The sequence below is a fragment of the Cryptosporangium aurantiacum genome (assembly GCF_900143005.1).
In the GTDB taxonomy this organism is placed as follows: domain Bacteria; phylum Actinomycetota; class Actinomycetes; order Mycobacteriales; family Cryptosporangiaceae; genus Cryptosporangium; species Cryptosporangium aurantiacum.
Window position 1 is genome coordinate 104309 of record NZ_FRCS01000009.1, and the last position, 24989, is coordinate 129297.

Genomic DNA, 24989 nt, shown 5'->3' on the forward strand with positions numbered 1-24989 from the left:
TATTGACAAGTCATCGGGTGTTCACCTGCGCGGTGGAAACGCGCCACGTCGCGTCGGGTGGCGCTTGTATAGTTCGTCGGGTGGCGGCCCCTATGCACCGAACCGTGGCCGCGGAGCTGCGTCGGCGGATCCACAGCGGACACCTCCCGATCGGCGCGTCGTTGCCCTCCGAGGCCGAGCTCTGCCGCGAGTTCGCCGCTTCCCGCGGCCCGGTCCGGCAGGCGCTGGCCGCGCTGCGCGAGGAAGGGCTGATCGGGGGCGGGCAGGGTAAGCGCCCGGTGGTCCTGGACGCCGTCCCCGCGCAGCCGTTCGAGTCGTTCCTGTCGTTCACCCGGCGGGCGGAGATCACCGGCCACGTCCCGGGCCAGCGGCTGCAGGAGATCGCGCTGCGCCGGGTCGACCCGGTGGTGGCGGGCGCGCTGCAGATCGAACCGGACGCCCTCGCGGTGCAGTTGCTGCGGCTGCGGCTGCTGGACGGGCGGCCGGCGATGCTGGAGCGGATGACGTACGTCGAGCAGGTCGGCCGTCCGCTGCTCTCCGCCGATCTGAACGCCGGCTCGATCTACGCGTTCCTGTCCGCGCGCGGCGTCGACCTGCACGCCGCCCGGCACACGTTCGACGCGGTCGCGGCCGACGCCACCGACTCGGCGCTGCTGGACGTGCCGGTGGGGGCGCCGCTGCTGCGCGAACGGCGCCTGACCACGGACTCGGGCGGGGTGCCGATCGAGTGGTCGGACGACCGGTATCGCCCGGATATCGCGACCGTAACGGTGACGAACCACCGCAACGCTCGCGCCGAGGGAACCGGCTCCGCCCGAGCCGAGATCGCGTAGGGGTTCAGTCGCGCGGTGCCACCGCTTGGCGGGGTGCCGGGCCGCGGTGGGCCGCCGCGAACGCGGCGTCCAGGTCGTCGAGGCGGTACCTGCCGCCGACCAGCTTCGCGAACGGCGCGTCCCGGTGGGTGGCGGCGAGGAACCCGACCGCGGTCCGGAGGTCGGCCGCCCGGTAGTTGTGGACGCCGATCACCCGGTGGAGGCCGCGCACCAGCCGTTCCGGGTCGAACGGCACGGCCGGGCCGGGGGAGACCGATCCGGCCAGGACCGCGGTGCCGCCGATCGCGAGGGCGGCCAGCGCGGACTGCACCGCCGACGGTGCGCCGGAGAGTTCCAGCACGAGGTCGGCGTCCCGGAGGTCGGCGCCGTCCGCGGCGACCTCGTGCGCGCCGAACTCCACCGCCCGCGCGCGCCGGCCGGGGTCGGGGTCGACGGCCACCACGTGCGCGTTCGCCCGGGCCAGCATCGCGACCGCGGTGAGGCCCAGCATCCCCGCGCCACTCACCACCGCCCGCCCCCCATCGGCGCCAACCCCGTCGGCGGGCGCCCGGTCGGCGTCCGGCTCGTGCGTTGTTGTTCGGGCCGCCACGCGGCCGTTCCCGGCTGACCAGGGAAGCATCCAGCCGGCGGCGGCCAGGGTCGCGGCGACGGTCGCGGTCGCGCAGGAGGCGGGCGCTGCCACCTCGTCCGGCACCTCGGCCGGAACGGCGACGATCGTCGTGCCCGGCAGCAGCACGCAGTGGGTGGCGAAGCCCCCGGTCAGCGGCCGCGCCGCGGTGAGCGGTTCGTGCCCGTACTTCCGCAGCGCGACGCACTTCTGCGGCAGGCCACGGCGACAGCGCGGGCACTCGCCGCACGAGGCGGTCACCGACCATACGACCCGCAGGCCCTCGGTCACCGTTGTGCCGTCGGCGCACCGCGGCTCGCCCGGCCCGACCGCCACCACCCGCCCGACCTGCTCGTGCCCGAGCACGCCGGGCGCGGGCCCCGGACGACGCCCGCTCGCGGTGTGGAGGTCGCTGCCGCAGACGGTCGCGAGGTCCACCTCGACCAGGACCTCGCCGCGCCCCAGGTCGGGAACGGGCGTGCGGACGATCGTGAACGGGAGCCCGGGGCCGTCCCAGCGGGCGTAGCGTGCCAGTGCCATGCCCCGACGCTGTCATGTCACCGTGGCACTTGTATTGATAAGTTGGGCGCTGTTCGCCCGGCCGTCGACTCCCGGTCATGTTCGTCCCCGCATGGGTTCCGGTGCGGCCCTTTGAGGCCCACCATGGAGTGATCCAGCTCAACGTCGGAGCGAGGAGAACCCATGAAGACGCTGGCAGCCGTCGTCCATCAGCCCGGCAAACCCATCGAGATCGAGGAACTGGAACTGGACAAGCCCCGCGACGGTGAGGTGCTGATCCGGTACCTCTACGCGGGCCTGTGCCACTCCGACATCCACATCGCTCACGGCGACCTGGAAGCCCGGTTACCGATGGTGCTGGGCCACGAGGGGGCCGGCGTCATCGAAGAGGTCGGGCCGGGTGTCACCAGGGTCAAGCCCGGCGACCACGTGGTCTGCTCGTTCATCCCGAACTGCGGCGTGTGCCGCTACTGCGCGACCGGTCGGCAGTCCATCTGCGACATGGGCGCCACGATCCTCGAGGGCGCGCTGCCGGGCGAGCGATTCCCGGTCAGCGGACCCGCCGGTCAGTACGGGACGATGTGCATCCTGGGGACGTTCAGCCAGTGGGGTGTCATCCACCAGAACTCGGTGGTCAAGGTCGACGAGAGCCTGCCGCTGGACAAGGCCGTCCTGGTGGGCTGCGGCGTCCCGACCGGGTGGGGATCGGTCGTGAACACCGCCGAGGTGACGGCCGGTGACACGGTCGTCGTCCTCGGCGTCGGCGGGATCGGGATCAACGCGGTGCAGGCCGCGGCCTACGCCGGAGCCCAGTACGTCGTGGCGATCGACCCGCTGGCCAACAAGCGGGAGAAGGCGCTCGAACTCGGCGCGACCCACGCGTTCGCCAGCGGCGCCGAGGCGCTGGAACCGGTGGCCGATCTGACCCATGGGCAGATGGCCGACGCCGCGATCCTGTCGCCAGGCCTGCTCACCACGGAGAACGTCGTGGACGGCTTCACGCTCGTCGGCAAGGCGGGCATCGTGGTGCTGACCGGCCTGAACAAGCTGGACGAGATCAACGTCCAGCTGCCGGGCACGGTCATGACGCTGTTCCGGAAGCAGCTGCGCGGCAGCCTGTTCGGCGACTGCAACCCGACCGCCGACATCCCCCGGCTGCTCGGCCTCTACCAGAGCGGCGCCCTGAAACTGGACGAGATCATCACCCGGACCTACCGCCTGGAGGAGGTCAACCGCGGATACGAGGACCTGCTCGACGGCGCGAACGTCCGCGGCGTCGTGGTGCACGAGCACTGACTCCGTAGTACCCCGGGCTACCGCCGACGGTGGCCCGGGGTGCTACGGCATAGTGGTGCCGTGGCGCAGCGTTCCGTGCGGGATGGGCGGGGACTCATTCTCGCGGGGGTGGACGGCAGCCCCACGTCGGTGCGGGCCGGTGCGTACGCCGCCGGTCTGGCTCGGCGGCAGAACGCCGACTTCCTCGTCGTCTACGTCGCGACGCGCCCCGCGCTGGCCTCGATGTCCCCGGAGGCGGTGGCGCTCGCCGAGGAGGCCGTCGAGCAGTCGGTCGCCGAGCTGAAGGAGAGCGTCGAGTCGTCGGCGGCCTGGGCCGGCGTGCCGGTGCGGTTCCTGGCGGTCCGCGGGGACCCGTACACCGAGATCTGCCGGATCGCCGGTGAGGAGCGCGCCGACGCGGTCGTGGTCGGCGCGTCGACGCACGCCGGTCATCGCTGGGTGGGTTCGCTCGCCGTCCGCCTGGTGAAAGCCGGCCGCTGGCCGGTCACCGTGGTGCCCTGACACCCCCGCTCGCCGGGGGCCGCGCCGCGCGGCCGGGTGTCCCTCTCTCACACCCGGCCGGGGCCCGTTGGCTGCTCCCCGGGGAGGAGCAGGACGGGAGCGCGTGGCCCGCGGCGGTGGAGGCAACCGACGCCGCAACCGATGGGGCGGTCGAGCCTTCGCATCCCCCCGAGGTACAGGACATGACACAACTCTCGAGCGTTACGCACGCCACCACGGTGGCGCCCCAGGCGGTGACCGCACCGCTGGCGTCGGTCGCCGACCGGCCGTTCGCCTACGTGCTGCGCGGCCTGGTCGGCGTGCAGCTGGCGCGACCCGCTCCGGCGGCGCCGCCGGAGCCGAAAGGCATGCCGGTCGTCGCTCCGGTCGTCATCGGCCCGCGCGGACCGGCGACGATCGGCGCGTTCACGCTCGGCCGCCTCGTTCTGACCGGCAGCCCGACGTTCCCGGAGATCCCTCCGGTGTAGCTGGCTACACCGGAGGGAGTACGAATACCGGCACCATCGGGAGGACGCTCCGGGGACCGCCGGATTTCTACCGTCAGCGGCATGAACGAGAAGCTGCGACTGCGCCGGAATCCGACCCTCTGGACCGGGGTCGTCGTGACGCTGCTCGGCGTCGCGTTCAACCTCGGCTGGCTGTTCGTGCCGCCGTTCGTCTGGTGGCGCGCACCCGAGTTGATCCCGATGCCCGAGGCCCTCATCGGCTGGTGGATCGTCCTGCTGGGGCTCAGCACGATCGGCTACGCGGTCGCCAGGCACGGACGCCGGCGATGACCGTGCGGCGCCGTACGGTGCTCCGGTGGGCGGGCGCCGTGACCGGGTTGCTCGTCGTGCCACCGGCCGGGTTCGCCGGGTACGTGTGGGTCGACGCGGGCCGGAGCAACACCGGCACGCTGACGTTCCGCAACCCGCTGCGGATCCCGCCGGAGCTCACCCCGCAGATCGACGCCGACGGCCGCCGCCGCTTCCGGCTCACGCTGCAGGAGGGGCAGACCGAGCTGCTGCCGGGCAAGCAGACGCCGACCTGGGGCGCCAACGGGACGATCCTCGGCCCGACGCTGCGGGCCCGCCGCGGTGATCAGGTCGCGGTCGACGTCACGAACCGGCTCCCGGAGACCACGTCGCTGCACTGGCACGGCATGCACCTGCCCGCGGCGGCCGACGGCGGACCGCACCAGCCGATCGCGCCCGGCGCCACGTGGCGGCCGGCGTGGACAGTCGAGCAGCGCGCGGCCACCCTCTGGTACCACCCGCACCTCCACCGCACCACCGCAAAACACGTCTACCGCGGCGTCGCAGGGCTGTTCCTGATCGACGACCCGGAGTCCGAGGCGCTCCCGCACCGCTACGGCGTCGACGACATCCCGCTGATCCTGCAGGACCGCAACTTCACCGACGACGGACGCTTCGACGAGGCGAACCTCGGGTTCGGCGGCGTGGCCACCACCGGCCTGCTGGGTGACGACATCCTGGTCAACGGAACCTACGATCCGCACGTCGCCGTGCGGACCCGCCAGGTGCGGTTCCGGCTGGTCAACGGCTCCAACGCGCGGGTCTACGACCTCGCGTTCTCCGACCGCCGGTCGTACGCGCTGGTCGCCACCGACGCCGGGCTGCTCGAGACGCCCCAGCGGCTGGAGCGGTTGCGGCTCTCGCCGGGCGAGCGGGCCGAGATCGTCGTGCCGTTCCGCCGGGGGGAGCGGGTCGTGCTGCGCTCGTCGAGGCCGGCGATCGGGGGCAACGTCTTCACGCGTCGGCTGGCCGGCGGGGCCGACACGTTCGACCTGCTGGAGATCCGGGCCGCCGACACGCTCGACGCGTCACCACCGCTGCCGGGGCGGTTGACCCGGGTGCGGCGGCCGGCGGTCACGGTCCGGGAGCCGTTTCGGCTGGAACTCGGCGAGTTCCACCTCAACGGCGAGGTGATGGACCACGCGCGGATGGACCGCGTCGTGCAGGCCGGTGCGGTCGAGCGCTGGGAGATCCGCAACCCGGGCCAGAACGTGCACAACATCCACGTCCACGGCGCCTCGTTCTACGTCCTGTCCCGCGACGGCGGGGAACCAGCGCCGGCCGACCGCGGTGAGAAGGACACCGTGTACGTGCCGCCGGACGGTTCGGTGACGCTCGCCGTCCGGTACGGCTCCCACTCCGATCCGCGGCTGCCGTACATGTACCACTGTCATCTCCTCGCGCACGAGGACGCGGGGATGATGGGCCAGTACCTCGTCGTGTCGGCCGCCGACGCGACACGGGTGCCCGCCCGGCACGAGAGCCACGGGGACTGACCGGAGGGGGACGATGCGCGCCGTCGACGTACTGCTGGCCGTCGCCAGCGCCGCGGCCGTCACGGTCGCGGTGGCGGTCAGCCCGGAGTCGCCCCCGCCGGGCGCGCTGCTGGCCGCCGCGACCCTCGGTCTGACGCTCGGGGCGGCGCTGCTGGTCCGGCGCCGGTGGCCGGTCGCCGTGCTGATCGGCTCGCTGGTCGCGGTCCTCACGTATGACTCCACCGGCTACCCGGGGATCGCGCCGCTGTGGCCGCTGCTGGTGCCGCTCTACACGGTGGCGCGGGCAGGACGGTTGCTCACCGGCGCCGTGGTGGGCGCGACCGCGATGCTGATCGGTGCCGGCTGGGTGCTGCACGCGGGGGTACCGGTGCTGGAGCTGCTCGACGGAATGGTCCGGGAGATCGCGGTCTACGCGCTCGCGCTGGTCGCCGGAGCGGCGGTCCGCACCCGGGACCGGTTCGCCGCGGAGTTCACCGCGCGGCTCGCCGCCGAGCGTCGTCAGCAGGAGCGGGAGGCCGAGCAGCGGGTGCTCACCGAGCGGCTCCGGATCGCCCGCGAGCTGCACGACGTCACCGCGCACACGGTCGCGGTCGTCGGGATCCAGATCGCGCTCGCGAAGGAGCTCATCGACCGCGACCCGGCCGCGGCCCGCGACCTGCTCGAAGGCACCCGCAAGATCAACGTGGACGCGATCGGCGAGCTGCAGGCCACGGTCACGCTGCTGCGGGAGGCCGACGCCGAGGAGCCACGCCGTTCGCCGCCGGACGAGAGCCAGATCGACGAACTCGTCCGCCGCGCCGCCGACAGCGGCCTGCGGGTGGAGCTGATCCGTTCCGGTGTCACCGATCCGCTGCCGCCCGCCGTGGGGCTGACCGCGTACCGCATCGTCCAGGAGGCCCTCACCAATGTGCTCCGCCATGCCGACGCCGCGTCGGCGCACGTCGTCCTCGACCGGGCCGCGGACGGTCTGACGGTGACGGTCACCGACGACGGCCGCGGCTGTGACGCGGACTCGTGGGGCCACGGCCTCACCGGCATGCGGGAGCGCGCGCTGAGCCTCGGCGGTGCCCTCTCCGCGGGGCGGCCGGAGGCCGGTGGGTTCCGCGTGCAGGCCTGGCTGCCGACCGAGGCCGCGGTAGCCGAGGTGGCCCAGTCCGAGCCAGCACTGTCCGAGTCAGCCCTGTCCGAGTCAGCACTGTCCGAGTCAGCCCTGTCCGAGGTGGCCGAGTGACGATCCGGGTGTTGCTCGCCGACGACCAGCAGCTGGTCCGCGTCGGCCTGCGTAGCCTGCTCGAACTCGACGGGGACATCCAGGTGGTCGCGGAGGCCGCCGACGGGCCGGAGGCGCTGCGCGAGGCCGAGCGCGTCACGCCCGACGTCGCGCTGCTCGACATCCGGATGCCGCACCTCGACGGGCTCGAGGTCACCCGGCGGCTCGCCGCGACGCAGCCCGGCATCCGGGTCGTGATCCTGACGACGTTCGAGACCGACGCGTACATCTTCGAGGCGTTGCGGTCGGGCGCCAGCGGGTTCCTCGCGAAGACCGTCAGCCACGACGAGCTGTGCCGGGCGGTGCGGGTGGTGGCCGGGGGAGAGGCGCTGCTCAGCCCGAGCGTCACCCAGCGCGTCATCGCGGAGTTCACCCGGCGCGTGGAGCCGCCCCGGGCCGCACCGGAGCGGCTGTCCGTGCTCACCGATCGGGAGCGGGAGGTGCTCGCGCTGATCGCCGCCGGGCTCAACAACGGCGAGATCGGCGAGACGCTGGCGATGAGCCCGCTGACCGCGAAGACCCACGTCACGCGCATCATCACGAAGCTCGGCGTCCGCGACCGGGCGCAGCTGGTGATGCTCGCCTACGAGACCGGCCTGGTCCGCCCCAGCGGCGGTTAGTGCAGTGGCCCGGGTGGCCTATGCTGTGCGCCGATGCGACCCTCGGTGCCCGGATCGACGATGTCGTGACCGCGACCATCGTTCTCCGTGTCGTCACGGGCCGGTTGCAGCCGGACGAGTACGTCTTCGACCAGCGAACCACCTGTGTGATCGGTCGCGCCGACGGCTGCCGGCCACAGCTGCCCGACGACGAACACCACCGCCGGGTCTCTCGTCACCACTGCCTGCTCGACCTCAACCCGCCGGCCGCGCGCGTCCGCGACTTCGGCAGCTTGAACGGCACCTACCTGAACGGCGTGCGGATCGGCAGGCGTCCGCCGGGGCGCAGCGCCGAAGACGCCGCCGGTGAGGTCTACCCCGAGCACGACTTGGCCGACGGTGACGAACTTCGGGTGGGTGACACGACCTTCCGGGTCAGCATCGAGCAGCCGGTCTCCGCTCGAGAACCCGAAGCGCCCGCCGACGCCCATCCGCGGGCGGTCGCCGAACGTATTCTCGCGGCCGCCGACGCCCGGCGTCCCGGGCTCGCCTCGATCGCGGGCTACACCTTGCTCCGCGAACTCGGCCGCGGTGGCAACGGGGCGGTCTACCTCGCCAGCCGGTCGGGCGGCACGCCGGTCGCTCTGAAGATCATGCTGCCGCGAGTCGCCGGGAACGAGAAGGCTCGGGAGCAGTTTCTCCGGGAAACCGAGGTCACCCGGCAGTTACGCCACCCGCACGTCGCCGCGCTGTACGAGGCAGGCGCCGCCGAGGGCGGCTTCTACTTCACGGTGGAGTACTGCGACGGCGGCAGCATGGACGCTCTCCTGGAGCGCGCCGGCGGGACGTTACCGGTCCGTCAGGCCGTCGAGATCGCGGTCCAGGCGCTGGAGGGACTCGAGTACGCCCACGCGCAGGGCATCGTGCATCGTGATCTGAGCCCGCACAACATTCTGCTCACCGGCACGGGCGATCAGCTGATGGCCAAGATCGCGGATTTCGGGCTGGCGAAGGCGTTCGACCAAGCCGGCCTCTCGGGGCTGACCCGGACCGGCGCCGTGGCAGGAAAGCCGGTCTACCTGCCGCGGCAACAGATGATCAACTTCCGCGAAGCCCGGCCCGAGGTCGACGTGTGGAGCCTCGCGGCCTGCCTCTACCAGGCGCTCACCGGGGAGTTTCCCCGCGACTTCTCCTCGGGCCGTGACCCGTGGCTGATCGTCCTGCAGGATCCCGCGGTGCCGATCCGCGACCGCGATCCGGGGGTGCCTGCGGCGCTCGCGGAGGTTATCGACCGGGCGCTGGAGGAGAATCCCCAACCCGGCATCGCGACCGCGGCCGACCTGCGGCACGCGCTGCGCTCCGCTCTCCGTTAGCAGCTGACGCTCACCGTCCGGTGCGGAATCGGCCGAGTAGGCCGCGCCCTTCCTTCGGCGTCCCGGGGACTCGCAGGTCCCAGTCCAGCTCCCACAGCCGTACCGTTCGGTCTTTGCCGCCGGACAGGACGTACCGATCGTCGCGGCTCAGGCTCAGCGTCCGCACCGTGTCGGTGTGCCCGTCGAGCGTGCGCAGGCGTCGGCCGGTGCGCAGGTCCCACAGCTGGACACGCAGCTCGTCCGGGTGCGTGACGACCGGGCCGCCCAGCTCGGGCACACCGCGGGAGACCGCGAACCGGCCATCGTTCGTCACGTGGATCGTCGAGATCACGCTCTGCGCGTCGATCACGTGCCGGCGGCGACCGGTGGCGGTGTCCCAGATCCGGATCGTCTTGTCAGCGTTGGCGGACACGACCTGCCGCGCGTCCGGCGTGAACGTGACGGCCATCGGGGTCGACCCGCGTTCCCGGAACGTTCGCAGGTGGCGCCCCGTCGTGACATCCCACAGTGTGACGCCGGCATCGTTGTCCCTGGTCGTGGACAGCGCGAGCCGGCCGTCGGCCGAGACCGACAGGCCGTAGACACCACCCCCTTCGGTCGACAGCCCATGGGGCGGACAGGCCTCGATCGTCGCGGTGCACCGGCCGGTCGCCACCTCCCAGGTGCGGATGGTGCCGTCGAGGGACGCGGACACGGCGACCTCACCGTCGGCGCGCAGCTCCATCCGGCGGGTATTGGCGGTATGCCCGTCGAGGGTGCGGACCCGTCGGCCGGAGTCCACGTCCCAGACCTCGACGGACCGCCCGCCGCGCGCCAACACCACGGTCCGGTCGTCGTGGCTGAGCGCCACCGAGCCCGGAAAAAGGTCGTCGGTGGGGCCGACGTCGAGCGTGCGCACACACCGGCCGCTCTCCAGGTCCCAGACACGCATGGTCTGGTCCCGGCTGACCGAGACCGCCAGCCGGTGGCCGAGGCTCGACGCGTTGATCGCACCCTCGTGCCCCTCGAAGACCCGCACCGGCCAGGCACCGCGGAGTCCGATGCGTTCGGTCACCTGCCCCAGCCGTCGCCAGGCCGCGAGAACGTCGGGCGCCCGCTCGTATCCGGGGGTGTCGCGCGCTTCGGTCAGTACGGTCAGCGCGTGCGGGTAGTGCCCGGCCGTGATCGCCTGCTCGCCGTCGTCCAGCATCGTGGTGATGCGCTCGGCCACCCCGGCCAGCTCGGCGTGGGACCGCGGCCGGCACAGTTCGAACGAACCGGGCACCCCGACCGGCAGCCGCCAGAACCGCACCTCGTCGTCCGCCCCGGTCAGGGCATGCCGGCCGTCGGCGCTCAGCGCCACGAGCCAGACACCGTGGGAAGTATCGTCCTGCCGCAGCGTGTACAGGCAGCGGCCGGTACCGAGTTCCCACAGCCGCACGGTCTTGTCGTCGCTGCCGGACAGCCCGTAGCGGCCGTCACCGCTCATCGCCACCGAATTCACGTCGCTCGTGTGGCCGTGGAGGACCCGGACGCAGCGGCCGGTCTCCGAATCCCACAGCCCGAGCGTCTGGTCGGAACCACCGGTCAGCGCGAGCCGGCCGTCCGCGCTCAGCGCCACCGCACCCACCACGGTGTCCGCGCGGGGCAGCCGCGTGGCGGAGCCGGTGGCGGTGTTCCAGATGGAGGGCGTGTCGATCACGTCGCTTCCGGACATCGCGAACCGGCCGTCCGCGCTGAGGGCGGCGTGGGTCGTGGAGACGCCGCCCGCGATCAGACGGCAGCTGTGCGCGGTGCCGAGCCGGCGAGGCCGGCCGCCCCACGGGAGCTCCCACAACAGCACGTCGTTCTCGCCGGACTCCCTGCCGTTGCGGCCGTGACCCCACCCGGCCGACAGCAGGACGCGGCCGTCGGCGCTCACCGCGAGCGACTCCACACCCAGCGGGTGAGCGGCGATCGTGCCCTCCCGCCGGACCTGCGCGGTGTCCCAGAGGTGCACCCACCCGGGACCGCCGAACTCGTGCGGGCGACCGCCGTCGAAGACCGCGACTCGGCCGTCCGCGGACAAAGCCGCCGCCCGGACCCGATGGGTGCGGTCGTAGCCGTCCAGCGGCTGTGCCCCAGGCTCGGACGTCCGCCACAGCAACACCTGGGATTGGCCCTTCCCGTGCGGGGACCGGCGTCCGCGCCGGGTTCCGCGCTCGCTCCACCCGGCGGCCAGGGCGATCGTGGCGTCAGCGCTGAGGCTCAGCGCGCTCGGTTCGCCACCGACCTCGAGGGAGCCCAGCAGCCGCGCGGGAACGACCGTGGCCGCGTTCGCCGACCGCAGCGTCCGCGCGACCTCGCTGTCGTTCGGCGAGAGCCGGGCCGCCGCGTCGAGCGGCGGCATCGCCGCGTTCCGATCGCCCCGCTCCACGTGGACGGCCGCGAGGAGACGCAGCACGCGGGTCGAGTCGCCGGCGCTCAGGCGGACCCGCTCCAGGGCGTCCAGCAGATCCTGGTCGGTCCCGCGGCTGGTACGCCAGCGCAGCAGGCCCAGGTTGTAGACCGCCTCCGGGTGCTGGGGGTCGGCCAGGTGAGCCTCGGCGAACGCGGCCTCCGCCTCCTCCGGCCGGCCGAGGTCGAGGAGGGACAGCGCGCGGTTGTTGAGCTGATCGGCGCGGAGCTCGGCGGGTAACGACGCCGCGCGCGGATAACGCCCGCCGGTCGCGGCGGCCCAGATCTCGATCAGCTCGGCCGCCACCGCGCGCATCGACGCCGGCCGTTCGGACGGGTCGTCCGCCAGGCAGCGCGCCAGCAGGTCGGCCAGCGCGCGGGGGATCGGCACCGGATGGTCGTCGTGACCGTCCCGCGCGTCGGCCAGCGCGAGCCCGGCCGCGGGACCGGCCATCCAGGACACGCCGCCGACGCACATCTCCAGCACGCTGACCGCGAAGCTCCACACGTCGGTGCGACGCCCCACCGGTAAGCCTGCCGCTTGCTCCGGCGACGCGTACGCCGGGGTCATACCCGCACCTTCGACGAGCACGCTCGCTCCGCTGCCGCCCTGCTCGACCGAGGCCGCCGGCACGGTTCGCATCCGCGCCAGCCCGAAGTCGCTCACCTTCGCGGTGCCGCTGCGGTCCAGCAGGACGTTGGCGGGCTTGACGTCCTGATGCACCAGGCCCCGGGCATGAGCGTGGTCGAGTCCCCAGGCGATCTGCACCGCGAAGTCCAGCACCCGCGACAGCCGATCCGCCGGGCCGCCCCGGTAGAGCCGCCCGTCGTCGATCCAGTCGCGCAGGCTGCCGCCGTCGAGGTACTCGGCGAACACGCGCGGCTCCCCGTCCAGCGTGCGGACGTAGTGGCAGCCGCAGACGTGCGGGTGCAGGCCCAGCGACACCCAGGTCTCGGCTTCGCGGACGAACCGCTCACGGTCGGCCTCGCCACGGAAGAATTCCGGATGCGGGCTCTTGACCGCCAGATCGGTCTCCCAGCCGAGGTGGCGCACGTGGTAGACGACGCCCATCCCGCCGCGGCCGAGCACACCGAGCACGTCGTAGAGATCGATGATCCGGTCACCGGGCCGCCACTCCATCGCTCACCCTCCCGGGTGGCCATTCTCCTGACGAGCGCGGTCACACGGAACCCATGGACGCCGAGGCGTCGCAGGAGTAGCTTGTGCGTCCCCAAGCAATTGCTTGGTCGGGCACTTCTCAACGACGAGAGGAGTGGTTATGGGTTCCGCACGCCCGTTCGACCGGCCCCTACACCGCCGCACCGTCCTCCGAGGCGCGGCCGCGCTGGCCGCCGCCGGCTTCGCCGGGGAAGCGTTCACGCTCCCCGCCGCGGCCGCCACGATCCCGGCTCCGCCGAGCTTCCCCGCCGGGATCGAGCTCTACCAGCAGGCCTACGTCAACTGGTCCGGCGAGATCGACCTCGCCGACGTCTGGACCTGCGCACCCGCCACCCCGGCGGACGTCGTCACGGTCGCCAACTGGGCCCGGGCCAACGGCTACCGGGTCCGTCCGAAAGGGATGAGCCACGGCTGGGCGCCCACGCTGCTGCCCGCCGGGGCCGACGTCACCAAGGTCGTCCTCGTCGACCTGACCAAACACCTCCGCGGGATCAGCGTCGGCAGCGGACGCGTCACGGTCCAGGCGGGCGCGACCATCGACCAGCTGACGGTCGCGCTGGAGAACGCCGGCTACGGCCTCGCGGCGCTGACCGCACCCGGCAACCTGACGGTCGGTGGTGTCCTCGCGATCGGCGCCCACGGCTCCGCGGTCCCGGCGAACGGCGAGACACGGATCCCCGGCACCAGCTACGGGACGCTGAGCAACCTCGTCCTCTCGCTGACCGTCGTCGCTTGGGACGCCACCGCGGGCGCGTACGTCCTGAAGACCTACACCCGCACCCAGCCGCAGATCGCCGCGTTCCTCGTCCACCTCGGCCGGGCGTTCGTGGTCAGCGCCGTGCTGCAGGTCGGCGCCAACACGCGGTTGCGCTGCCAGAGCTTCTACGACATTCCGACCGCGACGCTGTTCGCCGCGCCGGGGACGAGCGGCCGGACGATCGAGAGCTACCTGGCCCGGAGCGGACGCATCGAAGCGATCTGGTTCCCGTTCACCGATCGGCCGTGGCTCAAGGTCTGGACGATCGCGCCCTCCAAGCCGGTGCTCTCCCGCTCGGTCAGCGCGCCCTACGCGTACACGTTCGCGAACTTCCTGTCCGAGGAGCAGAGCGACTTCCTGTCCCGGATCGTCGCCGGTGATACCAGCGGAACACCCGCGTTCGAGAACTTCCAGATCTCGGTCGTCGGCTCCGGCCTGATCGTCACCGGCACCTGGGACATCTGGGGCTGGTCGAAGAACCTCCTGCTTTACGTCCAGCCGACGACGCTGCGGATCGTCGAGGCCGGCTACGCCGTCCTGACGTCGCGGGCGAACGTCCAGCGGGTGATCCACGAGTTCTACGTCCGCTACCAGGCGCGCATCAGCGCCTATCAGGCGCAGGGCAAGTTCCCGATGAACGGGCCGGTGGAGATCCGGGTGACCGGCGTCGACACACCGGCCGACGTCAGCGGCGGCGGGGTCAGCCCGCAACTCTCGGCCGCGCGTCCGCGCCCGGACCGCCCGGACTGGAACGCGGTGGTCTGGCTGGACATGGGCACGATCCCGGGCACGCCCGACGCCGACAGCTTCTACGCCGAGATGGAATCCTGGATCGTCGCGAACTACAGCGGCGACTACGCGACCGTGCGGCCGGAGTGGTCGAAGGCCTGGGCGGTCACCCCGGCGGGCGCCTGGACCGACACCGCCGCGCTCACCGGCCGCATCCCCGCCGCGCTGCGGGCCGGCCAGCCGGCCGGTGACAACTGGGACACGGCGCGGGCGACGCTCAACGCCGCCGATCCGCACCGAATATTCAGCAACACGTTCCTCGACACGCTGCTGCCGTAGGCAGAGGCATCCCGCGTCCACCCCGGCGCCCGCTCATCCTTCGAGCGGGCGTGCCGGTTGGTGGACGGGTTGCAAGCCGAGATCGCGGCGCGCCGCCGCGTAGAACTCCATCCGAGCGTCGAACTGACGGTTCACCGACTCGTCCCACGCGACCGGGTCGCGTGTCGCGTCGCGGGCGGAGCGTTCCAGCGTGGCCACCGTACCGAACCACGCCGACGCGGCCTCGAGCACTTCGGCCGACCCGAGGAGCAGCAGCGTTTCCCAGGCCAGGTCGCGGGCCTCGACCGACTCGGCCAGCAGCAGTTCGCCGGCCTCGGGCGCCAGCGGATGAGGATGCGGGCGCGGATCTTCGCCGATCTGCGCGGCGACCCGCAGCATCGTGTTGACGTTGGACTTCATCGCGCGGCTGTAGTCGCGGTAGGCGGCCAGCCGGCGTTCGAGGGAGCGGCTGTCCTGGTCGCGCCGGAAACGCGCCCGGTCGCCGATCGTCGCGACGGCGAGCGACCCGGCCGCTCCGACGAGGACTCCCAGTAGCGCAGGCAGCTGCTCCAGCAGTGTGGCCACGTCAGCACGGTAGACCGCACGACGCAGGCCCGGAGAGCGGTCGGCGCGGCTGCCGCCCCCTCCAGCGGCAGCCGCGCCGGTCGGTCGAGCGCACGCGGCACCCGCGACCGACTACTCCGGCCACTGTCGTACCGGGCGGAACGTCCGCGTCGGGTCGGCGACGGTCTATTGCTCTCCGCGACGGTTTATTCGACGCTGTGCTACGTGCCACGCTCGGAACGCGCTGTTGATCCAACCGCGGGGCCGATCCAGGCGTTCGCGGCCGAACTGCGCAAGCTTCGCGAAGAAGCAGGAAAGCCGACGTTCGCTGCGATGGCCCGCCGGAGCGGACGCTCGCGCACCGCGCTGTCCGAGGCCTCCGGCGGCGACCAGCTTCCCCGGTGGGAGACCGTCGAGGGTTACGTCCGGGCCTGCGACGGCGACCCGCAGACGTGGCGCTTCCGGTGGGAACGCGTCCAGGAGCAGCTGGCCGAAGCCCGCGCGGCGACCGGCCCGGCCCTGCAGGCCCCTGCCGACGAGGATGTAGCGGCCGAGGCTACCGACGCCCCGGTCGCTCGCCGCCGCCGCTGGTTCCTCGCCGGCGTCGGCGTCAGCGCCGTCCTCCTGGCGGTCGCGCTCACGCTCGGGGTCGCGCTCCGATCCCCGGACTCCGGCCCGCCCACGCTGGGTGGCGAGCCGGGCGGATCGCGCCTCGTCGGCTTCGCGCACCTCACCCCGGACGAGCTGTTCGTCGCCGGCCCCGGCGGCGTCCGGATCTGGAACACGACCGAGCGGCGGACGACGACGCACGCGCTCGGGGGCGGAGACGTGCGCGCGACGACCGCGGCCTTCGACGCACTGAACCGCCACGTCGTCTCGGTCGGGGGAGCGGACGGACTGGTCCGTATCTTCGACACCGAGACCGGCCGGCCGAGCTACAGCGTCGGCAATCGGAGCAACGGCCGGGTCACCGCGATCGCGTTCGACCCGTACGAGCGGTACGTCCTCGCGGTCGCCGACTCGGCCGGGTACGTGACGCTGTGGAACACCACGACCGGCGCCCTCCTCCGGCGGATCACACTGACGAGCCCGCCGGCGACGCTGATGACGTTCGACTCCCTGACCCGCAACCGGCTGGCGACGAGTAGCGAGGACGGCCCGGTGACGATCTGGGAGACCGACACCGGCGCCCAGGTTCGCACGCTGCACGGCCGAACCGACCACACGGTGTCGCTCCTCTTCGACCCGCTGACGCCGAACACGCTGGTCACCGGGCACCGGGGCGGCACCGTCCGGGTGTGGGACTCCAGTAACGGAAAGCTGGTGCGGGAGTTCGGCGGTCCGGCGGAGCTCACCGCGCTGGCGTTCCATCCGCTGATCCGCAACAGCATCGCGTGCGCGGACAGCGGTGGTGACGTCTCGATCCGCGACGTCACCACCGGCCGGAAGGTGCACACCCTGTCCGGCGACGCGCCGGTGACGTCGGTGGCGTACGCGCTCGACGGCCGCACGCTCGCGGTCGCGTACGCGGACGGAGACGTTCGGCTCTGGCCGATCGAGGACTGGCAGTGACCCGGTTTCTCCGACAACTGTCCGCAAACTCTTGACGGCGTTACTCGGGAGGCATTAGACAGTCGCACAGCACCGAGCGCTGAGCACTCGCACAGCGAACGGAGGAGCGAAGCCTGATGCCACCCATTGCCGCCGCCCGTTACGCGGGCACTCGCGTCCCGCGGGTCGAAGACCTGCGCCTACTCACCGGCCACGGCACCTTTGTGGACGACGTCGTGCGACCGGGCATGCTGCACGCGCACTTCGTCCGCAGCCCGATGGCCCGGGCCCGAATCCTGCAGATCGACGCGTCCGAGGCGCTGGCGCTCGACGGGGTCCACGCGGTGTTCACCGCCGCGGACCTGAACGCCGACGTCGTCGACCACTGGTACTCGATCATCGGGCGGCACGTCCCGGACACCCCGCGACCCCCGCTGGCCGACGGCGAGGTGCGCTTCGTCGGGGACCCGGTCGCGCTCGTCGTGGCCGTCGACCGGTACGTCGCCGAGGACGCCGCCGAGCATGTCTTCGTCGATTACGACCCGCTGGAGCCGCTCGTCGACTACGAGGCCGCCGCGGGCTCCGACGACCGCGTGCACGCCGACTACCCCGGCAACATCGCGGGTGAGCTGGGCGGACGTCCCGCCGAGGAATTGGCCGGGATCTTCGCGGGCGCCCCACACGTCGTCGATCAGACGCTGTACCAGCAGGCCTACGCGGCCGTCCCGATGGAGACCCGCGGGCTGGTCGTCGAGTACTCGGCGCCGACCGGCGAGATGACGATCTGGGCGTCCACGCAGTCACCGCACGAGGTTCGGCTGTTCTGCTCCCGGACGCTCGGAATGCCGGAACACAAGGTCCGGGTCGTCATGCGGGACACCGGCGGCGGATTCGGGCAGAAGACCGTCCCGCAGCGCGAGGACATGTGCCTGATGATCGCGGCCCGCAAGGTCCCGGTCGCGATCAAGTGGATCGAGGACCGGCAGGAGAACCTCGCGTCGGCCGGCCAGGGACGCCACGAGCACGGCACCGCCCGGATGGCGTTCGACGACGAGGGCCGGATCCTGGCGGCGTCGATCGACCACGTGCAGGACGCGGGCGCGTACCCGGTGCCCTGGCCGGTGCAGACCGCCGCGGTCGTCGGAATTCTGTACCCCGGGCCGTACCGGGTGCCGGCGGCCACGTTCACCTGCCGGTCGGTGTTCTCCAACACGACGGCCCGCGCGCCGTACCGGGGGCCGTGGCAGTACGAGTCGCTCGCCCGCGAGGTGCTGCTGGACACCGCGGCCCGCCGGATGAACATCGACCCGGTCGAGTTACGCCGCCGGAACCTGCTGCGGCGGGACGAGATGCCGATGGCGAACCCCAACGGGATGCCGTACAGCGACGTCACACCGCTGGAGACGTTCGAGCACGCGCTCGAGATCCTCGACTACGACGCGTTCCGCCGGGAGCAGGCGGCCGCTCGTGCGGAGGGCCGCTACCTGGGTGTGGGGACCTGCAGTTACATCGAGCCGACCACCAGCGGCCACGGGTTCCTCGGCACCGAGGGTGCGACGATCCGGATCGAGCCGTCCGGCGCCGTCAACGTGTACGTCTCGGGCGGCTCGAGCGGCAACAGCCTGGAGACGACGGCGGTCCAGCTCGCCGCGGACGCGCTCGGCGTCGACATCGAGGACGTCAACACGATCCAGGGCGACACCGCGGTGACGCCGTTCGGCGGCGGCACCGGCGGTAGCCGGTCGGGCTCGATGATCGCGGGTGCGGTCGCGCAGACCGCCGCGGTGCTGCGGGAACGGATCCTGGCGATCGCCGCGCACAAGCTGGAGGCCGCGGTCGAGGACCTGGAACTCGCCCATGGGGTCGCCGGGGTGAAGGGCGCACCCGGGGCCGGGATCTCGCTCGCCGAGATCGCCGACATCGCGTACTTCAACACCGCGCAGCTCCCGCCCGGTGTGCAGGCCGGGCTGGAGGCCAGCGGCCGGTACCAGGCGCAGTCCATGATGATCTGGGCGAACGCGACCCACGTCTGCACCTGCGAGGTGGACCCGGTGACCGGCGCGGTCACGATCCTGCGGTACATCGTCAGCGAGGACTGCGGCCCGATGATCAACCCGAACGTCGTCGAGGGGCAGATCGCGGGCGGCACCGTGCAGGGCATCGGCGGTGCGCTCTACGAACACGCGGCCTACGACGCCGACGGCAACCCGCTGACCACGACGTTCATGGACTACCTGCTGCCGACCAGCACGGAAGTGCCGATCATCGAGTACGGCCACGTCGAGACGCCCGGCCCCGGCGAGGGCGGCTACAAGGGCGTCGGCGAGGGCGGTGCGATCGGTGCTCCACCCGCGGTGGTGAACGCGGTAGCCGACGCGCTGACACCGTTCGGGGCGGAGATCACCCGGTTGCCGCTCTCCCCGGCGTCCATAGTGGCGTTAATCGACGGGACCGGCGCATGAAGCCCGCCGCGTTCGAGTACCACGCACCGGACAGCCTCGAGGAGGCCCTCGGCCTCCTCGCCGAACTGGGCGACGAGGCGAAGCCGATCGCGGGGGGGCAGAGCCTGACCCCGATGCTCGCGCTGCGGCTGGCGTACGTCGACCACCTGATCGACCTGAGGCGGGTCGAGGAGTTGCGCGGCACCGACCGCCGGGACCACGGGCTCTGGCTCGGCGCCACGACGACCCAGAGCACCGTCCTGCGGTCGGCCGACGTCGCCGCGGTGGCACCGCTGCTGGCCCGCGCGACGCCGCTGATCGGGCACTTCCAGATCCGCAACCGCGGCACGCTCGGCGGCTCGATCGCCCACGGTGACGCCGCCGCCGAGTACCCGGCCGTCGCGGTCGCGCTGAGGGCACGGCTCGAGGTCGCGAAGCGGGGCGGGAGCCGCACGGTCGCCGCGGACGAGTTCTTCACCGGGTTCCTCAGCACGGCGCTGGAACCGGACGAACTGCTGACCGGGGTCCACGTCCCGTCGTGGGGAGCCCGCAGCGGCTTCGCGATCGAGGAGTTCGCGCGGCGGCACGGCGACTTCGCGATCGCCGGCGCGGCGGTCGCCGTCGCGCTCGACGAAGACGCCCGGATCAGCCGCTGCGGGATCGGGCTGTTCGGGGTCGGCGCGACACCGGTCCGCGCGGCCGAGATCGAGGCCGAGTTGGTGGGCGCCGCCGTCAAGGAAGTGAACACCGCAGAGGTGGGCCGGGCAGCACTGTCCGGGCTGGAATCCGTCCCGTCCGACCTGCACGGATCCGCCGCGTACCGCGTTCGCGTCGGCGCGGCCCTGGTCGACCGTGCCCTGCAGAACGCCCTCCGGGAGGCGAGCCATGCCTGACGTCGCGATCGAGCTGACGATCAACGGCAGCGTGCGGCGGGACACCGTGCCGCCGCGGCTCACGCTCGCCGACTACCTGCGGGTCAACTGCAGTCTGACCGGCACCCACCTGGGCTGCGAACACGGCGTCTGCGGTGCCTGCACGGTGCTGCTCGACGGCGAAGCGGTCCGGGCCTGCCTGGTGTTCGCGGTCCAGGCCGACGGTGCGGCGGTCACCACGATCGAAGGCATCGCCGGGGCCGACGGTCAGTTGTCCCCGGTGCAGGCCGCGTTCCGCGACCACCACGGCCTGCAGTGCGGGTTCTGCACGCCGGGATTCGTGATCTCGGTGACCGCGCTGCTGCGCGACAACCCCGATCCCACTGACGACGAGATCCGCGAGGGACTGTCGGGGAACCTGTGCCGCTGCACCGGCTATCAGGGCATCTTCGCCGCGGTGCGGGCGGCGGCGGAGGGGGCGTCGTGAAGCTGGAGAACACGCTGACGATCCCGGTCTCGCCGCCGGAGGCGTGGGCGGTGCTGCTCGACCTGGAGCGGATCGCGCCGTGCGTCCCGGGCGCGACGCTCACCGGCCGGGACGGCGACCGCTACCGCGGTCGTCTCAAGGTCAAGCTCGGGCCGATCGCGCTGCTCTACGACGGCGTCGTCACGTTCGTCTCGCAGGACGAGGACGCGAAGGTCGCGGTGCTGGAGGCCACCGGCCGCGAGACCCGCGGCAACGGCACCGCGAAAGCCGCGGTCACGGTCCGGCTCGCGGGCACCGACCAGAGCACCGACGTGCACGTGGAGACCGACCTCGCGATCACCGGCAAGCCGGCCCAGTTCGGCCGCGGCGCGCTCGCGGAGGTCGCCGGAACGCTGATCGGCCAGTTCGCGGCGAACCTCGAGATCGAACTCAAGAAGTGAGATGCGGCGGATCGCCGGACCCGGGGCGAAGAATCGCGACGTGCTGCTGGACGCCGCGGAGCGGCTGATGCTGGAGGAGGGCCACGCGGCGGTCACGTCCCGCCGGGTGGCCCGCGCGGCCGGTCTGAAGCCGCAGCTCGTGCACTACTACTTCCGGACGATGGACGACCTGTTCCTCGCGGTGTTCCGGCGGCGTGCCGAGGCGGGGCTGCGGCGGCAAGCCGAGGCCCTCGCGTCGCCGGAGCCGCTGCGGGCGCTGTGGGAGTTCAGCACCGACACCGCCGGAACGGCGCTGACCATGGAGTTCATGGGGCTGGCCAGCCACCACGAGACGATCCGCGCGGAGATCGGACGCTACGCCGAGCAGTTCCGGACCGCCCAGGTCGAAGCGCTGACCGGCGTGCTCGAACGGGCGGGCGTACCGGCCGAGGTTCTGCCGCCCGCCGCGCTGGCCCTGCTGCTGTCGAGCATCGCGCGCACCACCGTGATGGAGCGCGCGATCGGCATGTCGACCGGCCACGACGAGATCCTCGCGCTGGTCGCGAAGCACCTCACCGCACTGGAGCATCGACCATCCAGCACGCCGCGGTGAACCGGACCTCGGCGCCGTCGACGAACGGCTCGAACGCCGCCCGCACCGTCCGGATCACCGCGTCGCGCGTCCGGTCGTCCGCCTCGGGCAGCGCCAGGCCCACCGCGCCGAGCCCGGTGAAGTAGTCCACCAGCCGGTTCTCCGGGAACGCGCACGGTACGTCGATCGGCCGGAGGGCGACGTCGGCCCAGCCGCTGCGCGCCAGCACGTCCCGCACGTACGACGGGTCGCCGAACGCGAACTGCCCCGGCTCGCCCGGACGCCGGACCGGCAGGTTCGGCAGCAGCGGCGCGGCGGCCTCCTCGGCCGTCGTCATGAACGGGTTCTCCTCGGCCGGCCGCCAGACGATCAGACGCAGCACGGCGTCGTCGGTGGCCGCGCGCCGCAGGTTCGTGAACGCCCGCACCGGGTCGGCGAAGAACATGACGCCGAAGCGGGAGACGACCGTGTCGAACGTGCGCGGCGGGAACGGGTGGTCCTGCGCGTCGGCGCGGAGGAACTCGGCCGCCGCAGCGTCCGGGCGGGTGCGCGCCGCCGCGATCATCGGCTCGGCGACGTCGACCCCGACGCAGCGCCCGGCGTGCCGGGCCAGCGCGACCGTGGTGCTCCCGGCGCCGCAGCCGACGTCGAGGACGGTGGCGCCCGCCCGGTCGCGGACGACGTCGACGAGCAGCTCCTCCAGGGGCCGGTACATGTCGTCGAGCACCGGGCGCAGGGACACCCAGGCGCTGCCCTTCGTGCCGTTCCACTGCGTTGCCTGCTCGTCGGTCGTTTCCATGGGTCCTCCCGTGCGTAGACGCGGTCCGGAGAGCACACTGTTCTACTTCAAGGCGGCTTGAAGTCAACCCCGGAGGCGCGGAATGGACATCGGTGAGGTCGCTTCGCGCTCCGGAGTACCCGCCTCGACGCTGCGGTACTACGAGGAGCGCGGCCTGATCGCCTCGACCGGACGGCGGGGCCTCCGACGCCAGTTCGACGCGGGTGTCCTGCAGCGCCTCGCGCTGATCGCGCTCGGGCGCTCCGCGGGCTTCTCGCTCGACGACATGCTGCACCTCTTCGGTCCGGACGCCGAGCCGCGGATCGACCGCGGCATGCTTGCCGAGAAGGCCGACGAGTTGGACGCCACGATCGAGCGGCTCGGCGTGCTCCGGGACTCGCTGCGGCACGCCGCCCGGTGTCCCGCGCCGCGGCACCTGGAGTGCCCGTCGTTCCAGCGGTTGCTCCGGTCGTGTTCCGGCGAGTAGGCACCGGCACAGAGAGGGAGGAAACATGCCGAAGGCAGTGCGGTTCAGCGAGTACGGCGACATCGACGTGCTGCGGGTTGTCGACGTGGAGCGGCCGGTGCCCGGCGCCGGCCAGGTGCTCGTCGAGGTCCGGGCCACGTCGGTCAACCCCGGCGAGGCCAAGATCCGCGCGGGGCTGCTGCACGACCGGTGGCCGGCGACGTTCCCGTCCGGGCAGGGCAGCGATCTGGCGGGCGTCGTCGCCGAGGTCGGGCCGGGCGTCACCGGGTTCGCCCCCGGTGACGAGGTGCTGGGGTTCACCGATCAGCGGGCGGCTCAGGCGGAGTTCGTGCTGGTCGGGGTCGGTGAGCTCACCGCGAAGCCGGCCGGCCTGTCGTGGGAGGTGGCGGGCTCGCTCTACGTCGTCGGTGCCACCGCGTGGGCGATGGTGCGCGCGGTTGCGGTGGCGCCGGGTGACACCGTGGTCGTCGCCGGCGGGGCCGGTGGCGTCGGTTCGCTCGCGGTGCAGCTGGCGAAGCGCGCCGGGGCCACGGTCGTCGGGCTGGCGAGCGAGCGTCACCACGACTGGCTCCGCGCGCACGGCGTCGTCCCGGTGACGTACGGCGAGGGGGTCGCCGAGCGGATCGCGGCGGTGGGCAAACCCGACGCGCTGCTCGACACGGTGGGCGGCGGGTACGTGGAGCGGGGCCTGCGTGAGCTGGGCCTGAGCCCGGAGCGCATCGACACGGTGGTCGACTTCGCCGCGGTGGAGAAGTACGGCGTGAAGGGCGACGGAAACGCGGTCGGCGGCCGGATCGAGGTCATCGCCGAACTGGCCGCGCTCGCCGCCGCCGGTGAGCTCGACGTGCCGATCGCCGCGACCTACCCGCTCGACCGTGTCCGCGACGCCTACCGCGCGCTGGCCGACGGTCATACGCGTGGCAAGATCGTGCTGGTGAACGACCCTGTCCGCGGGAATGGTTGAGCGATCAACTAGTGTTCCGGGGGACATGGAGACTGGCCGAGCGGATCTGGTGGGGCTCCGGGACGCGCGCCACCGCGACCTGGGCAGCGACCTAAGCCAGATGTTCTTCGAGGAACGCGGCACCCTGCCGGATCGCGGCCCGCGACACCGGCGAGTGCCGCAGCGCCGCGAGCGACACGAAGTCGTGCACGGTGCCCAAATACCGCACGGCGGCAGCGTCCACCCCGGCCTCCCGCAACCGGACCGCGTACGCCTCCGCCTCGTCCCGCGTGACGTCCGCTTCGGCGGTGACCACCAGCGCCGGCGGCAGACCCGCCAGGTCGTCCACCGACGCGCGCCCGGGCGCGGCCGTCGGCTCGGCCAGCTGCCGCGGATCGTCGCAGTACTGCTGCCAGTAGCGCCGCAGCGCGGTGCGGGTCAGCAGGTAGCCGGAGCCGAACTCGGCCTGCGAGGCGGAGTCGCACCGGGGATCGAGCAGCGGGTAGAACAGCAGCTGGGCCCGGATCGGCGGCCCGCTGCGGCGCTTGGCCACCATCGTGACGGCCGCGGCCATCGTCGCGCCCGCGCAGTCACCGGCGACCGCGAGCCGGGACACGTCGACGCCGAGGCCGGAACCGGCCTCGGCCAGCCAGACGACGAGGCTGTAGACCTCCTCGATCGCCACCGGGTAGCGCGCCTCCGGCGTCCGCGTGTACTCCGGCACCACGACGGCCGCGCCGGTGAACAGCACGAGGTCGGTGACGAGGCGGGCGTGGGTGTGCGCGTCGCCGAGCATCCACTTGCCGCCGTGCAGGTACACGACGACACCGGGTGTCTCCGCTACCTCGACGGGCCGGAACAGCCAGAAACCGACCAAACCGGATGGTCCCACCGGTGCGACCAGGAACTGCGCGTCGACCCGCGGGTCGTCGGGCGCGCGGCCCTGCGCCTCCTCCAGCGCGCGGCGGCCGTCGACCGGACCGATCTCGTCCAGGTAGGGCGGGTGCGCCGAGGCCCGGATCAGGTCCCGCACGGCAGGATCGAGGACCACCGAGGGCCGACGTCGTGCCTCGTCGGTCACCCGAGCCTCCTCGTCGTTCCCACGCTCACGCGTCGAGACTACGACGCTTTCCCGCCGCCGGTCGTAGCCGACCGGGCCCGCTCCGTG

At 72.6% G+C, this 24989-nt stretch carries 23 protein-coding genes; 18 read left to right on the forward strand and 5 right to left on the reverse strand.

Annotated features, from left to right (window positions below; all coding sequences use genetic code 11):
- The first annotated feature begins 92 nt into the window (after positions 1–92).
- Complete coding sequence (locus BUB75_RS27410) at positions 93–833, forward strand: GntR family transcriptional regulator (RefSeq protein WP_073260723.1); 741 nt, start codon at positions 93–95, stop codon at positions 831–833.
- A gap of 4 nt (positions 834–837) precedes the next feature.
- On the opposite strand, the gene BUB75_RS27415 is transcribed toward BUB75_RS27410, so the two are convergent.
- Positions 838–1980, reverse strand: coding sequence for a zinc-binding dehydrogenase (locus BUB75_RS27415; RefSeq protein WP_073260724.1), 1143 nt, complete (start codon positions 1978–1980; stop codon positions 838–840).
- 162 nt (positions 1981–2142) lie between these two features.
- On the opposite strand from BUB75_RS27415, the gene BUB75_RS27420 reads away from it, so the two are divergent.
- The 8 genes from BUB75_RS27420 (at position 2143) to BUB75_RS27455 (ending at position 9288) form a co-directional block, all read left to right on the forward strand.
- Entirely contained in the window at positions 2143–3255 is a 1113-nt protein-coding gene (locus BUB75_RS27420; RefSeq protein ID WP_073260725.1) for an NDMA-dependent alcohol dehydrogenase, read from the forward strand.
- A gap of 60 nt (positions 3256–3315) precedes the next feature.
- On the forward strand, positions 3316–3756 hold the full coding sequence (locus BUB75_RS27425) for a universal stress protein (protein WP_178379993.1): 441 nt from the start codon (positions 3316–3318) through the stop codon (positions 3754–3756).
- Between the two features lie 182 nt (positions 3757–3938).
- Entirely contained in the window at positions 3939–4223 is a 285-nt protein-coding gene (locus BUB75_RS27430; RefSeq protein WP_073260727.1) for a hypothetical protein, read from the forward strand.
- Positions 4224–4304: 81 nt separating this feature from the next.
- Positions 4305–4532, forward strand: a complete 228-nt coding sequence (locus BUB75_RS27435; RefSeq protein ID WP_073260728.1) for a hypothetical protein — start codon at positions 4305–4307, stop codon at positions 4530–4532.
- A complete protein-coding gene (locus BUB75_RS27440; RefSeq protein WP_073260729.1) occupies positions 4529–6046 on the forward strand; it encodes a multicopper oxidase family protein in 1518 nt (505 codons plus the stop codon). Before BUB75_RS27435 ends, BUB75_RS27440 begins: the two co-directional genes overlap by 4 nt.
- 13 nt (positions 6047–6059) lie before the next feature.
- Entirely contained in the window at positions 6060–7277 is a 1218-nt protein-coding gene (locus tag BUB75_RS27445) for a sensor histidine kinase (RefSeq protein ID WP_073260730.1), read from the forward strand.
- Positions 7274–7936, forward strand: coding sequence for a response regulator transcription factor (locus BUB75_RS27450; protein ID WP_073260731.1), 663 nt, complete (start codon positions 7274–7276; stop codon positions 7934–7936). The genes BUB75_RS27445 and BUB75_RS27450 overlap by 4 nt, the downstream gene beginning before the upstream one ends.
- A 65-nt stretch (positions 7937–8001) precedes the next feature.
- A complete protein-coding gene (locus BUB75_RS27455; protein ID WP_073260967.1) occupies positions 8002–9288 on the forward strand; it encodes a protein kinase domain-containing protein in 1287 nt (428 codons plus the stop codon).
- 10 nt (positions 9289–9298) lie between these two features.
- Here BUB75_RS27455 and BUB75_RS27460 read toward each other — a convergent pair whose 3' ends face one another.
- Complete coding sequence (locus BUB75_RS27460) at positions 9299–12844, reverse strand: serine/threonine-protein kinase (RefSeq protein WP_073260732.1); 3546 nt, start codon at positions 12842–12844, stop codon at positions 9299–9301.
- Between the two features lie 139 nt (positions 12845–12983).
- Here BUB75_RS27460 and BUB75_RS27465 point away from each other — a divergent pair, with 139 nt between their 5' ends.
- Positions 12984–14708 carry a cholesterol oxidase substrate-binding domain-containing protein gene (locus BUB75_RS27465; protein ID WP_073260733.1) on the forward strand — a complete coding sequence of 575 codons (1725 nt, stop codon included), beginning with the start codon at positions 12984–12986 and terminating at the stop codon, positions 14706–14708.
- Between the two features lie 33 nt (positions 14709–14741).
- On the opposite strand, the gene BUB75_RS27470 is transcribed toward BUB75_RS27465, so the two are convergent.
- Positions 14742–15272, reverse strand: a complete 531-nt coding sequence (locus BUB75_RS27470; RefSeq protein ID WP_073260734.1) for a hypothetical protein — start codon at positions 15270–15272, stop codon at positions 14742–14744.
- 204 nt (positions 15273–15476) lie between these two features.
- Here BUB75_RS27470 and BUB75_RS27475 point away from each other — a divergent pair, with 204 nt between their 5' ends.
- From BUB75_RS27475 to BUB75_RS27500, 6 genes are all read left to right on the forward strand, one after another.
- A complete protein-coding gene (locus BUB75_RS27475) occupies positions 15477–16823 on the forward strand; it encodes a helix-turn-helix domain-containing protein (RefSeq protein ID WP_143175432.1) in 1347 nt (448 codons plus the stop codon).
- A 116-nt stretch (positions 16824–16939) separates the two neighbouring features.
- The gene (locus BUB75_RS27480) at positions 16940–19264 is read left to right on the forward strand and encodes a xanthine dehydrogenase family protein molybdopterin-binding subunit (protein ID WP_073260736.1); all 2325 of its coding nucleotides are present in this window, start codon (positions 16940–16942) and stop codon (positions 19262–19264) included.
- The gene (locus BUB75_RS27485) at positions 19261–20136 is read left to right on the forward strand and encodes an FAD binding domain-containing protein (protein WP_073260737.1); all 876 of its coding nucleotides are present in this window, start codon (positions 19261–19263) and stop codon (positions 20134–20136) included. Before BUB75_RS27480 ends, BUB75_RS27485 begins: the two co-directional genes overlap by 4 nt.
- On the forward strand, positions 20129–20602 hold the full coding sequence (locus BUB75_RS27490; RefSeq protein ID WP_073260738.1) for a (2Fe-2S)-binding protein: 474 nt from the start codon (positions 20129–20131) through the stop codon (positions 20600–20602). Before BUB75_RS27485 ends, BUB75_RS27490 begins: the two co-directional genes overlap by 8 nt.
- The gene (locus BUB75_RS27495) at positions 20599–21042 is read left to right on the forward strand and encodes an SRPBCC family protein (RefSeq protein WP_084741799.1); all 444 of its coding nucleotides are present in this window, start codon (positions 20599–20601) and stop codon (positions 21040–21042) included. Before BUB75_RS27490 ends, BUB75_RS27495 begins: the two co-directional genes overlap by 4 nt.
- 1 nt (position 21043) lies before the next feature.
- Positions 21044–21634 carry a TetR/AcrR family transcriptional regulator gene (locus BUB75_RS27500; protein WP_073260739.1) on the forward strand — a complete coding sequence of 197 codons (591 nt, stop codon included), beginning with the start codon at positions 21044–21046 and terminating at the stop codon, positions 21632–21634.
- On the opposite strand, the gene BUB75_RS27505 is transcribed toward BUB75_RS27500, so the two are convergent.
- Entirely contained in the window at positions 21594–22412 is an 819-nt protein-coding gene (locus BUB75_RS27505; protein ID WP_073260740.1) for a class I SAM-dependent methyltransferase, read from the reverse strand. The genes BUB75_RS27500 and BUB75_RS27505 overlap by 41 nt on opposite strands.
- 82 nt (positions 22413–22494) lie before the next feature.
- On the opposite strand from BUB75_RS27505, the gene BUB75_RS27510 reads away from it, so the two are divergent.
- Both BUB75_RS27510 and BUB75_RS27515 read left to right on the forward strand, forming a co-directional pair.
- Positions 22495–22878: a helix-turn-helix domain-containing protein gene (locus tag BUB75_RS27510; RefSeq protein WP_073260741.1), complete on the forward strand. Its 384-nt coding sequence runs from the start codon at positions 22495–22497 to the stop codon at positions 22876–22878.
- Between the two features lie 25 nt (positions 22879–22903).
- Positions 22904–23842: an NADP-dependent oxidoreductase gene (locus BUB75_RS27515; protein ID WP_073260742.1), complete on the forward strand. Its 939-nt coding sequence runs from the start codon at positions 22904–22906 to the stop codon at positions 23840–23842.
- Between the two features lie 91 nt (positions 23843–23933).
- On the opposite strand, the gene BUB75_RS27520 is transcribed toward BUB75_RS27515, so the two are convergent.
- On the reverse strand, positions 23934–24902 hold the full coding sequence (locus tag BUB75_RS27520) for an alpha/beta hydrolase (protein WP_073260743.1): 969 nt from the start codon (positions 24900–24902) through the stop codon (positions 23934–23936).
- Positions 24903–24989 lie beyond the last annotated feature (87 nt).

Excerpts from the sequence above, each read along its gene's own strand:
- BUB75_RS27410 (WP_073260723.1), top strand. The coding sequence starts at position 93 with ATGCACCGAACCGTGGCCGCGGAGCTGCGTCGGCGGATCCACAGCGGA.
- BUB75_RS27415 (WP_073260724.1), bottom strand. The coding sequence starts at position 1,980 with ATGGCACTGGCACGCTACGCCCGCTGGGACGGCCCCGGGCTCCCGTTC.
- BUB75_RS27420 (WP_073260725.1), top strand. The coding sequence starts at position 2,143 with ATGAAGACGCTGGCAGCCGTCGTCCATCAGCCCGGCAAACCCATCGAG.
- BUB75_RS27430 (WP_073260727.1), top strand. The coding sequence starts at position 3,939 with ATGACACAACTCTCGAGCGTTACGCACGCCACCACGGTGGCGCCCCAG.
- BUB75_RS27435 (WP_073260728.1), top strand. The coding sequence starts at position 4,305 with ATGAACGAGAAGCTGCGACTGCGCCGGAATCCGACCCTCTGGACCGGG.
- BUB75_RS27440 (WP_073260729.1), top strand. The coding sequence starts at position 4,529 with ATGACCGTGCGGCGCCGTACGGTGCTCCGGTGGGCGGGCGCCGTGACC.
- BUB75_RS27445 (WP_073260730.1), top strand. The coding sequence starts at position 6,060 with ATGCGCGCCGTCGACGTACTGCTGGCCGTCGCCAGCGCCGCGGCCGTC.
- BUB75_RS27460 (WP_073260732.1), bottom strand. The coding sequence starts at position 12,844 with ATGGAGTGGCGGCCCGGTGACCGGATCATCGATCTCTACGACGTGCTC.
- BUB75_RS27465 (WP_073260733.1), top strand. The coding sequence starts at position 12,984 with ATGGGTTCCGCACGCCCGTTCGACCGGCCCCTACACCGCCGCACCGTC.
- BUB75_RS27480 (WP_073260736.1), top strand. The coding sequence starts at position 16,940 with ATGCCACCCATTGCCGCCGCCCGTTACGCGGGCACTCGCGTCCCGCGG.
- BUB75_RS27485 (WP_073260737.1), top strand. The coding sequence starts at position 19,261 with ATGAAGCCCGCCGCGTTCGAGTACCACGCACCGGACAGCCTCGAGGAG.
- BUB75_RS27490 (WP_073260738.1), top strand. The coding sequence starts at position 20,129 with ATGCCTGACGTCGCGATCGAGCTGACGATCAACGGCAGCGTGCGGCGG.
- BUB75_RS27500 (WP_073260739.1), top strand. The coding sequence starts at position 21,044 with ATGCGGCGGATCGCCGGACCCGGGGCGAAGAATCGCGACGTGCTGCTG.
- BUB75_RS27505 (WP_073260740.1), bottom strand. The coding sequence starts at position 22,412 with ATGGAAACGACCGACGAGCAGGCAACGCAGTGGAACGGCACGAAGGGC.
- BUB75_RS27510 (WP_073260741.1), top strand. The coding sequence starts at position 22,495 with ATGGACATCGGTGAGGTCGCTTCGCGCTCCGGAGTACCCGCCTCGACG.
- BUB75_RS27515 (WP_073260742.1), top strand. The coding sequence starts at position 22,904 with ATGCCGAAGGCAGTGCGGTTCAGCGAGTACGGCGACATCGACGTGCTG.